The following is a 12,004-nucleotide window of genomic DNA, read 5'->3' as shown; positions in this document are numbered from 1 at the left end:
TCGTCATCGTCGTCCCCCCCTAGTACCTGAGCAGGTTGGCGTCGTCGACGGACGCCGATCGGCGGGAGCGGTAGATGGCCATGATGATCGCGAGGCCGATCACGACCTCGGCGGCGGCCACGACCATGATGAAGAACGCGAAGAGTTGGCCGGTGACGTCGCCGTGCATCCGAGCGAACGCCACCAGGGCGAGGTTGGTGGCGTTGAGCATGAGCTCGATGCACATGAACAGGACGATGGCGTTGCGCCGCAGCAGGAACCCGGCCGCGCCGATGGTGAACAGCACGGCCGAGAGGTAGAGGTAGTACTCGGGGTTCACCGTCGGCCCCCTTCGCCGGGTCCGCCGCTGCCGAGTTCGTCGGGACCGTCCGCGCGATCGGCCGCATGGCGCCGCAGCACCTCGCTCACCGAGTCGGGGGCGTCGGACCCGTCGGGCAGTCGGGCGGGCATGTCGGCGGAGTTGCGGCGCGCGTACACGCCGGAGCTGGGCAGCGGGGTCACGCGGGCGGAGTCGTCGGCCTGCCAGTCGAGGAAACGCTGCTGCGACATCTCCCGCTGGGTGAGGCGCCCGGTGAAGCGCTCGCGGTGCGCCAGGACCATCGCGCCGAGGGTGGCGATGATGAGCAGCACCCCGGTGAGCTCGAACGCCCACACGTGCCGGGAGAACAGCAGCTCCGCCAGCGCGGGGACGTCCGAGTATCCGGGGGCGAACCCGGCGAACGGCGGCAGTTGCGCCCGCGCCAGCCCGGTGGCCAGCAGGATGCCGAACCCCAGGCCGGCGACGATGGCCGCCACCCGGTGCCCCCGGATCCGCTCGACCAGCGAGTCCGAGGACTCCACCCCGATCAGCATCACCACGAACAGGAACAGCATCATCACGGCGCCGGTGTAGACGACGATCTGGCCCACGCCCAGGAACACCGCCCCCTGCGCGATGTACAGCACGGCGAGCGAGACCATCGTTGCGGCCAAGCACAGCGCCGAGTAGACCGCCTTGGTCGCCGAGACCACCCCGAGCGCCCCGGCCACGGCGATGATGGCCAGCACCCAGAACAGGACGGACTCCCCGGTGGTCACGAGGCCCCCCTTCCGCGGCGCGCGCGCGAGCCGGCTGCGGTCGCACCGCGCGGCTCGGCCTCACCGGGCTCGTACGGCTCACCCTGCTCGGGCGCGGAGCCAGTGATCTCTCCGCGGTAGTAGTCGAAGTGGTCGGCGCCCGGGTACATGTCGTGCGGGGCGGGGACCATCCCGGCGAGCATCGGTCCGAGCAGGTCGTGCTTCTCGTAGATGAGGTCAGCGCGGTTGTCGTCGACCATCTCGTAGTCGTTCGTCATGGTCAGCGCCCGGGTCGGGCACGCCTCCACGCACAGGCCGCAGCCGATGCAGCGCAGGTAGTTGATCTGGTAGATCCGCCCGTAGCGTTCGCCGGGGGAGAAGCGTTCCTCGGCGGTGTTGTCGGCGCCCTCGACGTAGATCGCGTCCGCCGGGCACGCCCATGCGCACAGTTCGCAGCCGATGCACTTCTCCAGCCCGTCGGCGTAGCGGTTGAGTTGGTGTCGCCCGTGGTAGCGGGGCGCGGTGGGGACCTTCTCCTCCGGGTACTGCTCGGTGTGCGCCTTGCGGAACATCGTGGAGAACGTCACCCCGAACCCGGCGAGCGGTTCGAGGAACCCGGGAACCCGGGACCGTGACTTCCTAGGCATGGCGGGCCTCCTGACTGGGGGGCGAGTCTGCAGAAGTGAAGCGGCCCAGCGCGGCGCGCTGGTGGGGGAGCGGCGGGACGGGGAACCCTCCGGCCGTGGGGTCGAAGCGCGCGCCCCGCGTGACGGACGCGGGTGGGGAGTCGCCGCGGGTGGGCGTGGCCCGGCCGCCGCGCCGGGATCGGGACCGATGGACGACGACGATGACCGCCACCGCCACCAGGCCCGCGATCACCATGGCGGGCGTGAGGAGAGCGGACCCGGGGCCCACGATCACCCGGATGGTCGCCACCGACATGACCCAGGCCAGCGAGACGGGGATGAGCACCTTCCAGCCGAAGGCCATGAACTGGTCGTAGCGCAGTCGCGGGAGGGTGGCTCGCAGCCACATGAACAGGAACATGAACGCCCACACCTTGGCCACGAACCACAGCAGCGCCCACCACCCGGAATCCGCGCCGTCGATCAGCGAGAACGGCAGGGGGGCCTGCCAGCCGCCGAGGAACAGGGTGGCCGCCAGCGCGGAGACTGTGGTCATGTTGACGTACTCGGCCAGCATGAACATCGCGAAGCGCAGCGAGGAATACTCGGTGTGGAACCCGCCCACGAGTTCGCCCTCGGCCTCGGGCAGATCGAAGGGGGCGCGGTTGGTCTCGCCGACCATCGAGATGACGTAGATGACGAACGAGGGCAGCAGCAGGAACACGAACCACACCTGCGACTGGGCGGCGACGATCCCCGACGTCGACATGGTGCCGGCGAAGAGGAACACCCCGACGAACGACAGCGCCATGGCGATCTCGTAGCTGATCACCTGGGCGGTGGAGCGCAGGCCGCCGAGCAGTGGGTAGGTCGAGCCGGAGGACCAGCCCGCCAACACGATCCCGTACACCCCGATCGAGGTGACGGCGAGGATGTAGAGCACTCCCACGTGCAGGTCCGTGAGCTGCAGCGGCGTGGAGTGGCCGAAGACGGAGACCACGGGCCCGAAGGGGATCACCGCGAACGCCATGAACGCCGGGATCACCGCGATGACCGGTGCGAGCAGGAAGATCGGCTTGTCGACCCCGGCCGGGATGAATCCCTCCTTGAGGGCGATCTTCACGCCGTCGGCCAAGCTCTGCAGGATCCCACCGGGGCCGACGCGGTTGGGGCCGATGCGCATCTGCATCCATGCCAGAATCTTGCGCTCCAGGTAGATGGCCGCGAGCACGGTTACCACGAGGAACACGAAGACCGCGAGGACCTTGGCCAACACCAGCCACCACGGGTCCGTACCGAAGGCCGTGAGGTCGGCGCCGGTGGTCGACAGGTCCGCGGCGGCGAGCACGGCGGGCCCGTTCACCGCGACCCCGGTCATGACGCCACCTCCCCGGCCGCGATGGACACCACGTCGCCTGCGCCGGCGGCGAGAGTCGCGTTCACGGCGGACCCGGGCGAGTTCTGCGGTACCCAGACCACGCGGTCGGGCATCTCGGTGACGGCCAGCGGCAGGGTGATCGCCCCGCGGTCGGTGGAGACGGTCACCGGGTCGCCGTCGGCGGCTCCGAGTTCGCGGGCGGTCGTCGGCGACAGGCGGGCCACGGGGCGGCGGGCGGTGCCGGCGAGGTGCGGTTCCCCGTCCTGCATGCGACCGTCGTCGAGCAGCATCCGCCACGTGGCCAGGACCGCCTGCCCGGCGCCGGGCTCCGGACCCGCAGCCGCCCGCGCAGATGCCCCCGACCCCGCAGCCGCTCCCGCCGACGCCGCCGACCCCGCAGCCGCTCCTGGGGATGGCGTCTCGCCAGCGCTCCGGTCGGTGCGAGACGCCCTGCCGGGGCGCGGCTGCGGATCCGAATAGGCGGATGCGGGGCGGAGCGCGTGGCTGACGGCCTGCATCTCGCGGCGCACCGATTCCACGTCCGCCAGGCCGAACCAGGCACCGGTCTCCTCGGCCAGGGCATTGAGGATCCGGTGGTCGGGCAGAGCATCGGTACCGGTCAGGGCGGCGGCGAAGGGGCGGGTCCGGCCCTCCCAGTTCACGAACGTGCCCGCCTTCTCGGCGACTGCCGCGACCGGCAGAACGACGTCGGCGCGATCGGTGATCTCACTGCGGCGCAGCTCGAGGCTCACGACGAAGCCGGCGGCGTCGACCGCATCCAGCGCGGCGCGCGGGTCGGGCAGGTCGGCAGCCTCGACCCCGCCGACGACCAGGGCCCCGAGCTCGCCGGAGCCGGCCGCGGCCAGCTGCTCGGCGGTGCTCCGGCCGGGCGTCGCGGGCAGATCGTCGCAGCGCCACAGCTCGGCGAGGGCCCGCCGGGCGTCGTCGTCCGTGACGGAGGCGCCGCCGGGCAGCAGTCCCGGCAGGCACCCGGTCTCGAGCGCCCCGCGCTCACCCGCTCGCCGGGGAATCCACGCCAGCCGTGCGCCGGTGGTGTCGGCGAGGGCGGCCGCGGCCGTGAGCCCGCCGGGCACCGCGCCGAGCCGCTCGCCGACGAGGATGACCGCGCCGGGCTCGCGCAGCAGAGTGGGCAGGGCGCCGCGGGTGGGGTCGGTGGTCGCGGAGGGCCCGGTTCCGCTGGGCTCGGAGGGGACGACGGCGAGGGCGCTGAGCACCTCGGGCTCCGCCCCGGGGACGGTCGGCAGCAGAGCGCCGCGGGTCTTGCGGATGGCAGGGGTGGCGAAGGGCGCGATCGAGAAGACCTTCAGCCCGTGGTCGCGCGCGGCCCGCCGCAGGCGGAGGAACACGATCGGCGACTCCTCCTCCGGGTCGAAGCCCACGAGAAGCACGGCGGGTGCGGTCTCGAGGTCGGCGTAGGTCACGGCCCCGCCGTCCTGGCCCGGCCCGCCGTCCTGGCCCGGCCCGCTGTCCTGACCCGGACCGCCGCCGGATCCCTGCTCCGACCCGCCGCCCGGGCCGCGCCTGGCGACCCGGTCGGCCAGGAAGTCCGCTTCCTCGGCCGAATGGCGGCGGGCGCGGAAGTCGACGTCGTTCGTACCGAGCACCGTGCGGGCGAACTTGGCGTAGGCGTAGGCGTCCTCGGCGGTGAGCCGCCCCCCGGTGAGGACCCCGGCCCGTCCGCGGGCGGCGGCCAACCCCTGGGCAGCGGTCGCCAGGGCGGTGGACCACGGGACCGGGACCAGCCCGCCGCCCTCGCCGCGGACCATGGGGGTGGTGATGCGGTCGCGCTGGGTGGCGTAGGTGAACGCCCACCGGCCCTTGTCGCAGTTCCACTCCTCGTTGACCTCGGGGTCGTCGCCGGCGAGGCGGCGCAGGACCTTCCCGCGACGGTGGTCGGTGCGCTGCCCGCAACCGCTGGCGCAGTGCTCGCAGACCGCCGGGCTGGAGACCAGGTCGAAGGGGCGGGCGCGGAAGCGGTACTGCGCGCCGGTCAGGGCGCCCACCGGGCAGATCTGGACAGTGTTCCCCGAGAAGTAGGACTCGAACGGCTCGTCGCCGTACACCCCGACCTGCTGCCGGGCGCCGCGCTCGAAGAGGTCGATGAACGGGTCCCCGGCGATCTGCTCGGAGAAGCGGGTGCACCGGGCGCACATGACGCAGCGTTCGCGGTCGAGCAGCACCTGCGACGAGATGGCGATCGGCTTGGGGAACGTGCGCTTGACCTCGGTGAACCTCGACCGCCCGTGGCCGCTGGACAGGGCCTGGTTCTGCAGCGGGCACTCGCCGCCCTTGTCGCAGACCGGGCAGTCGAGCGGGTGGTTGATGAGCAGCAGTTCCATCACCCCGCGCTGGGCCTTGTCGGCCATCTCGGAGGTGAATTGCGTGCGCACCTGCATGTCCTGGGTGACCGGGGTGGTGCACGAGGTGACGGGCTTGGGCGCGCCCTCGACCTCGACGATGCACTGGCGGCACGCCCCGGCCGGCTCGAGCAGCGGGTGATCGCAGAAGCGGGGGATCTGCACGCCCAACCGCTCGGCGGCGCGGATGATGAGCGTGCCGGGCGGCACAGAGACCGCGCGGCCGTCGACGGTGAGCGTGACGAGATCGTCCGTGCGCTCTGACTTGGCGCGCTCTGACTTGGCGCGGCCATGGTCCGGCTCCTGGTCGGGACCGCGGGCGTCGCGGGGGACACCTGACCGGGCGGAGGTCATCGGGCCACCTCCTCGGGTCGTGTGGGATCCGGTCGTGTGGGGTCCGGTCGAGTGGCCGGCCGCACGGGCGGACGCCGGGAGCCGGCGCCCGCACGGTCGGTCCGGTCGAAGAGGGTGGAGCGGCTGTGGTCGAACGGGCAGCCATCCGGGATGTGCGCGAGGTACTCGTCGCGGAAGAGCGCGATTGACGAGATGATGGGGGTCGCGGCGGCGTCGCCGAGGGCGCAGAACGACTTGCCGGCGACGTTGTCGGAGATGTCGAGCAGTCGGTCCAGATCGTCGGCGGTGGCGGTGCCGTCCTCGAGTCGGTGCATGATCTGCTCCAGCCAGAACGTGCCCTCGCGGCAGGGGGTGCACTTGCCGCACGACTCGTGGGCGTAGAACTCCGTCCACCGCAGCACCGCTCGCACGACGCAGGTGGTGTCGTCGAAGATCTGCAGCGCCTTGGTGCCGAGCATGGTGCCCTCGGCGGCGCAGCCCTCGTAGTCGAGCGGCATGTCGAGATGGGCGTCGGTGAGCAGCGGGGTCGAAGAACCACCGGGGGTCCAGAACTTGAGGGTGTGGCCCTGGCGGATCCCGCCGGCCAGGTCGAGTAGCTCGCGCAGGGTGATGCCCAGCGGGGCCTCGTACTGGCCGGGCCGGGTGACGTGCCCGGACAGTGAGTACAGGGTGAAGCCGGGGGACTTCTCCGAGCCCATCGAGCGGAACCACTCGGGCCCGTGCTGGAGGATCGACGGGACGCTGGCGATGGACTCGACGTTGTTCACCACCGTCGGACAGGCGTAGAGGCCGGCGACGGCGGGGAACGGCGGCCGCAGTCTGGGCTGGCCGCGGCGCCCCTCGAGCGAGTCGAGCAGGGCGGTCTCCTCGCCGCAGATGTAGGCGCCGGCGCCGGCGTGGACGATCAGCTCGAGGTCGAATCCGCTTCCGAGGATGTCGCGGCCGAGGTACCCGGCCTCGTAGGCCTCGGCGACCGCCACCTGCAGGCGGCGCAGGACGGGCACCACCTCACCGCGCAGATAGATGAACGCGTGCGAGGAGCGGATGGCGTACGCGGCGATGATGATGCCCTCGACGAGCACGTGCGGGGTGGCCATCATGAGCGGCATGTCCTTGCAGGTGCCGGGCTCGGACTCGTCCGCGTTGACCACCAGGTAGTGGGGCTTGGCGGCCGCGGAGGCCTGCGTGCCCGGGCCGGAGTCGGAGCCGTCGGCCGACTCGCCGGTCTCCTGCGGGATGAAGCCCCACTTGCGGCCGGTGGGGAACCCGGCGCCGCCACGGCCGCGCAGGCCGGCGTCGAGGACGGTGGAGATGACCTCGTCCGGTCCGGTGGCCAGGGCGTTGCGCAGGCCCGTGTAGCCGTCGTGGTCCAGGTAGGTCTCGAGCGTCCAGCTGTCGGGGGCGTCCCAGTAGCGGCTGAGGTACGGCGCGAGCGGCATGTCAGGCCTCCTCGTCCGGTGTGGTGGTGGTCGGCTCGGTGGTGGCCGGCTCGGTTGAGGGCAGCTCAGTGGACTCGTCCGGCCCCGCGGGGGCGCGCATGTCGTGTTCGCGGGCGATCCGCAGCCCGACCAGGGTCGCGTCGCCGGGGGCGCCGTCGTTCGCGCCGGGGCGGGTGTCGGGGAAACCGGCGAGGAGGCGGGAGGTCTCGCGGAACGTGCACAACGGCGCGCCCCGGGTCGGGGTCACCGTCCGGCCGGCCCGCAGGTCGTCCACGACCTGCCGGGCGGAGGCGGGGGTCTGGTCGTCGAAGAACTCCCAGTTGACCATCATCACCGGGGCGTAGTCGCAGGCCGCGTTGCACTCGATGCGCTCGAGCGTCACCCGGCCGTCGTCGGTGGTACCGGGCCCGTCGAGCCCCAGGTGGTCATGCAGGTCGGCGTAGATCTCGTCGCCGCCCATCACCGCGCACAGTGTGTTTGTGCACACCCCGACCAGGTAGTCGCCCGTGGGCGTGCGTCGGTACATCGAGTAGAACGTGGCGACGGCCATGACCTCGGCGGAGGTGAGTCCGACGGCGAGGGCACAGAACTCGATGCCGGCGGGCGTGAGGTGCCCGTCCTCGGCCTGGACGAGGTGCAGGAGTGGCAGCAACGCCGACCGGGCCTGCGGATAGCGGGCGATGATCACCTCGGCGTCGGCCCGCAGTCTCGCCAGGACGTCGTCGGGGTAGTGCCGGCGGGCGTCGGGCCGGACGATCGCCCCCGGCTCGTCCGGCTGCTGCCCGAACTGCAGGAAGACCGGTTCGCGACTCGTCGACTCCATGCTGCTCATCGGTCCACCCCTCCCATCACGGGGTCGATGCTGGCGACCGAGGCGATGACGTCGGAAAGCATCCCGCCCTCGCACATCGCGGCCACGGCCTGCAGGTTGGTGAACGACGGGTCGCGGTAGTGCACCCGGTACGGGCGGGTCCCGCCGTCGGAGACCATGTGCACCCCCAGTTCGCCGCGCGGGGACTCCACCGGCACGTACACCTGGCCCGGCGGGACCGCGAAACCCTCGGTGACCAGCTTGAAGTGGTGGATCAGTGCCTCCATGGAGCTGTCCATGATCGTGCGGACGTGCTCGGCGGAGTTGCCGAGCCCGTCGGGGCCCACCTTGAGCTGGGCGGGCCAGGCGATCTTGGGGTCGTCGACCATCACGGGTCCCGGTTCGAGCCGGTCCAGGCACTGCTCGACGATCTTCAGCGACTCCTTCATCTCGTCTACCCGGATGACGAACCGGTCGTAGCAGTCACTCGCCGACCCGGTGATGACGTCGAACTCGTAGTCCTCGTACCCGCAGTACGGGTCGGACCGGCGCACGTCGTGCGGCAGGCCCGTCGCCCGTAGGACAGGGCCGGTCACGCCGAGGGCCATGCATCCGGTGAGGTCGAGGTAGCCGACGTCCTGCAGCCGCATCTTCCAGATGGGGTTCTCCCGCAGCAGCAGTTCCATCTCGCGGATCCGCCCGGGCATCACCTCGAGCAGTTCGCGCACCTGGGGGACCGCCTCGTCGGGCAGGTCCTGGACCACCCCGCCGGGCCGGACGTAGGCGTGGTTCATCCGCAGACCCGTGATGACCTCGAAGACGTCCAGGACCAGCTCGCGCTCGCGGAACCCGAACAGCATCGGCGTGCTCGCGCCCAGCTCCAGGGCACCGGTGGCCAGGGCGACCATGTGGGAGGAGATCCGGTTGAGCTCCATGAGCATGACCCGGATGACCGACGCCCGCGGCGGGACCTGCTCGGTGATCCCGAGCAGCTTCTCCACGCCCAGGCAGAAGGCGACCTCGTTGAAGAACGGCGACAGGTAGTCCATCCGGGTCACGAACGTCACGCCCTGGGTCCAGTAGCGGTATTCCAGGTTCTTCTCGATGCCCGTGTGCAGGTAGCCGATGCCGCAGCTCGCCCGGGTGACGGTCTCGCCCTCGATCTCCAGGATCAGCCGCAGCACCCCGTGCGTGGACGGGTGCTGCGGGCCCATGTTCACCACGATGCGGTCGTCGTCGGCGTTGCGCGCCGCCTCACTGATCGCGTCCCAGTCCTGCCCGGAGGCGGTGAGGATCGTGTCGGAGTCCGCGGCGCGGTCGGCACGGGCCGAGCGCCTCGCGCGGGTGCGATCGGCGGTCATGAGTACGCCCTCCGCTGATCCGGCGGCGGGATGGTCGCGCCCTTGTACTGGACCGGGATCCCGCCCAGCGGGTAGTCCTTGCGCTGCGGATGGCCCTCCCAGTCGTCCGGCATCTCGATCCGCGTCAGCGACGGGTGGCCGTCGAAGACGACGCCGAAGAAGTCGTACGTCTCCCGCTCGTGCCAGTCCGCCGTGGGATACACGCGGGTGAGCGTGGGGATGTGCGGGTCTGCGTCCGGGGCCGACGTCTCGAGCATCACGCGGCGGTTGTGGGTGATCGACTGCAGCGGATACACCACGTGCAGCTCCCGGTCCGTGGCGTCGGGGTAGTGCACCCCGCTCGCGCCCAACGACATCTCGAACCGCAGGTCCGGGGCGTCCCTGAGGGTCAGGGCCACCGCCGGTAGGTGCTCCCGCTCCACGTGCAGGGTGAGTTGTCCGCAGTGGACCACGACCCTCTCGACGGCCTCCTGAAAACTCGGCCCGCCCCGCTGGTGCAGGGCCGCGGTGAGCGCTCGGATGACCTCGTCGTCGTCGTCCTCGTAGGGCGGTGGGGTACTGCCGGGCATCTCCTTGGGGCGCACGAGGCCTCCGAACCCGGTGGTGTCCCCGGAGCCGCGGACGCCGAACATGCCGTGGCGCACGCCGACGGTGTCCGCGTCAGGGCTGTCCGTGCGGTCGGGTGGGTTCGGTGCGTCGGGGGCCCGGTCGCGGTCCGCGGCGCCGGAGTCCGGGCGACGATCGGTCATCGGAACATCCCCTCGACGGGGATGAGCGGACGCTGGTCGAGCGCGGCCTGCTCCGCGGCACGGATCGCCTCGGCCCGGTTCGCGCCCAGCGGCATGTTCTGGATCTTGTCGTGCAGCGTGATGATCGCGTGCATGAGCATCTCCGGCCGCGGCGGACATCCGGGCAGGTAGATGTCGACGGGCACGATGTGGTCGACGCCCTGCACGATCGCGTAGTTGTTGAACATCCCGCCCGATGACGCGCACACGCCCATCGACAGGACCCACTTGGGCTCGGCCATCTGGTCGTACACCTGGCGCAGGACCGGGGCCATCTTCTGCGAGACCCGCCCCGCGACGATCATGAGATCGGCCTGCCGGGGGGACGCGCGGAAGACCTCCGTGCCGAATCGGGCCAGGTCGTAGCGTCCACCGCTCGTGGACATCATCTCGATCGCGCAGCACGCCAGACCGAACGTCGCCGGCCACAGCGAGCCCTTGCGCATGTAGCCCGCCAGCTGCTCGACCGTGGTCAGCAGGAAGCCGGCCGGCACCTTCTCCTCGAGTCCCATCTCGGCGCTCCTCTCCGACTCGCCGGGTCAGTCCCAGCTCAGTCCGCCGCGGCGCCACTCGTAGGCGTAGGCGACGGAGACGTTGAACACGAACAGGGCCATCGCGGCCAGCCCGAACACGCCGAGTTGGTCGAAGTGGACGGCCCACGGATAGAGGAAGAGGATCTCGATGCCGAAGATGATGAACAGCATCGCGGTGAGGTAATACTTCACCGGGAAGCGGCCGCCGCCCGCCGGCTGCGGCGTGGGCTGGATGCCGCACTCGTAGGCCTCGAGCTTGGCGCGGTTGAACCGGCTGGGCCCCGCGAAGGAGGACACGCCCGAGGAGAAGACGGCGAAGGCGACGGCCAGGGCCCCGAGTACCAGGATGGGCACGTATTCGTTCACGTCGGCGTCACTCCTCGCGCTTGTGATGAGAAGCCGCCTGTAGGCGGGCCTCTACTGCAACCGCAGGGGGGTTCGAGCGACCGGCGCTGATGGGGTCCGGTCGTCCGTCTCCCCGGCGGGCCGTTCACTGTGCGGCCCGCAACTGTGACTCTACTCACACTGTGTTGACGTGCGTCGGGGGTTCGGACAGATGGCGTCTCGGTCGTGCTCCGCGGGCGGGGGGAAGAGTGCGCGCGGCCGCGGGGGCCGGTGTCAGGCGGGGGCGAGGAGCCCGTTCACCGCGTCGCGCAGGCGCAGCGGGTCGATCGGGTGGGGGACCGACGCGTCCGCGCGGGACCAGTCGGCGAGCCAGCGGTCGTCCGCCCGGCCGATGAGGACGAGCACCGGCGGGCAGCGGTCGAGCTCGTCCCGCAGCTGCTTGGCCAGGCCGAGTCCGCCGGTGGGCGTCGCCTCGCCGTCGAGGATCGCCAGGTCGACCCCGCCCGCGTCGAGGTGTTCGAGGGCGACCGGGGCCGTGGCGACCTCGAGGTACGTCAGCCGGGGCAGGTCCGGGTGCGGGCGGGTGCCGAGGGCGGACATCACGCGGCTGCGGGTGGCGGCGTCGTGGCTGTAGACGAGCACCCGCAGGGCGACGTCGTCGTCAACGGTCCGGCCGCCCGTGGTCTCGGTCACGATCGCGAGCCTACCGAGCGTGGGTGGTCGCGGGAGCGAGAGCGGGCCTCCGGTCGGGCCGGGCGTGGCCGAAATGAGCGACGCGGCCCGGGCTCGAGAGCTCCGGGCCGCGTCTGCGGCGGAGGATAGGGGATTTGAACCCCTGAGGGGCTATAAACCCCAACCCGCGTTCCAGGCGAGCGCCATAGGCCACTAGGCGAATCCTCCGTGGAGGAGAATACCCAGGACGCGCAAGCAGAGGC

The 12,004-nt window shown here is 71.4% G+C and carries 12 protein-coding genes and 1 tRNA gene; all 13 read right to left on the bottom strand.

Going from position 1 to position 12,004, the window contains the following annotated elements:
- Positions 1-19: 19 nt before the first annotated feature.
- Positions 20-319 carry an NADH-quinone oxidoreductase subunit NuoK gene (gene nuoK / locus AYO52_RS06100; RefSeq protein WP_067714654.1) on the bottom strand — a complete coding sequence of 100 codons (300 nt, stop codon included), beginning with the start codon at positions 317-319 and terminating at the stop codon, positions 20-22.
- Entirely contained in the window at positions 316-1,077 is a 762-nt protein-coding gene (locus tag AYO52_RS06095; protein ID WP_067714651.1) for an NADH-quinone oxidoreductase subunit J, read from the bottom strand. Before AYO52_RS06095 ends, nuoK begins: the two co-directional genes overlap by 4 nt.
- Positions 1,074-1,703: an NADH-quinone oxidoreductase subunit NuoI gene (gene nuoI, locus AYO52_RS06090; protein WP_067714648.1), complete on the bottom strand. Its 630-nt coding sequence runs from the start codon at positions 1,701-1,703 to the stop codon at positions 1,074-1,076. Before nuoI ends, AYO52_RS06095 begins: the two co-directional genes overlap by 4 nt.
- Positions 1,696-3,060, bottom strand: a complete 1,365-nt coding sequence (gene nuoH, locus AYO52_RS06085; protein WP_082923812.1) for an NADH-quinone oxidoreductase subunit NuoH — start codon at positions 3,058-3,060, stop codon at positions 1,696-1,698. Before nuoH ends, nuoI begins: the two co-directional genes overlap by 8 nt.
- A complete protein-coding gene (locus tag AYO52_RS06080; protein WP_067714645.1) occupies positions 3,057-5,792 on the bottom strand; it encodes an NADH-quinone oxidoreductase subunit G in 2,736 nt (911 codons plus the stop codon). The genes nuoH and AYO52_RS06080 overlap by 4 nt, the downstream gene beginning before the upstream one ends.
- Positions 5,789-7,231 carry an NADH-quinone oxidoreductase subunit NuoF gene (gene nuoF / locus AYO52_RS06075; RefSeq protein ID WP_067714642.1) on the bottom strand — a complete coding sequence of 481 codons (1,443 nt, stop codon included), beginning with the start codon at positions 7,229-7,231 and terminating at the stop codon, positions 5,789-5,791. The genes AYO52_RS06080 and nuoF overlap by 4 nt, the downstream gene beginning before the upstream one ends.
- 1 nt (position 7,232) lies before the next feature.
- Entirely contained in the window at positions 7,233-8,063 is an 831-nt protein-coding gene (nuoE, locus tag AYO52_RS06070) for an NADH-quinone oxidoreductase subunit NuoE (RefSeq protein WP_082923811.1), read from the bottom strand.
- A complete protein-coding gene (gene nuoD, locus AYO52_RS06065; RefSeq protein ID WP_067714636.1) occupies positions 8,060-9,403 on the bottom strand; it encodes an NADH dehydrogenase (quinone) subunit D in 1,344 nt (447 codons plus the stop codon). The genes nuoE and nuoD overlap by 4 nt, the downstream gene beginning before the upstream one ends.
- Positions 9,400-10,152, bottom strand: coding sequence for an NADH-quinone oxidoreductase subunit C (locus AYO52_RS06060; protein WP_067714634.1), 753 nt, complete (start codon positions 10,150-10,152; stop codon positions 9,400-9,402). Before AYO52_RS06060 ends, nuoD begins: the two co-directional genes overlap by 4 nt.
- Positions 10,149-10,703, bottom strand: a complete 555-nt coding sequence (locus AYO52_RS06055) for an NADH-quinone oxidoreductase subunit B family protein (RefSeq protein ID WP_067714633.1) — start codon at positions 10,701-10,703, stop codon at positions 10,149-10,151. The genes AYO52_RS06060 and AYO52_RS06055 overlap by 4 nt, the downstream gene beginning before the upstream one ends.
- 27 nt (positions 10,704-10,730) lie before the next feature.
- A complete protein-coding gene (locus AYO52_RS06050; RefSeq protein WP_067714630.1) occupies positions 10,731-11,090 on the bottom strand; it encodes an NADH-quinone oxidoreductase subunit A in 360 nt (119 codons plus the stop codon).
- A gap of 252 nt (positions 11,091-11,342) precedes the next feature.
- A complete protein-coding gene (locus tag AYO52_RS06045; RefSeq protein ID WP_227022381.1) occupies positions 11,343-11,669 on the bottom strand; it encodes a hypothetical protein in 327 nt (108 codons plus the stop codon).
- A gap of 212 nt (positions 11,670-11,881) precedes the next feature.
- Positions 11,882-11,969: transfer RNA gene (locus tag AYO52_RS06040), tRNA-Ser, on the bottom strand.
- Positions 11,970-12,004: the final 35 nt, after the last annotated feature.

The organism is Dietzia sp. 111N12-1 (genome assembly GCF_001658045.1).
Classification (GTDB): Bacteria; Actinomycetota; Actinomycetes; order Mycobacteriales; family Mycobacteriaceae; genus Dietzia; species Dietzia kunjamensis.
This window is presented reverse-complemented; position numbering and strand designations above follow the sequence as displayed.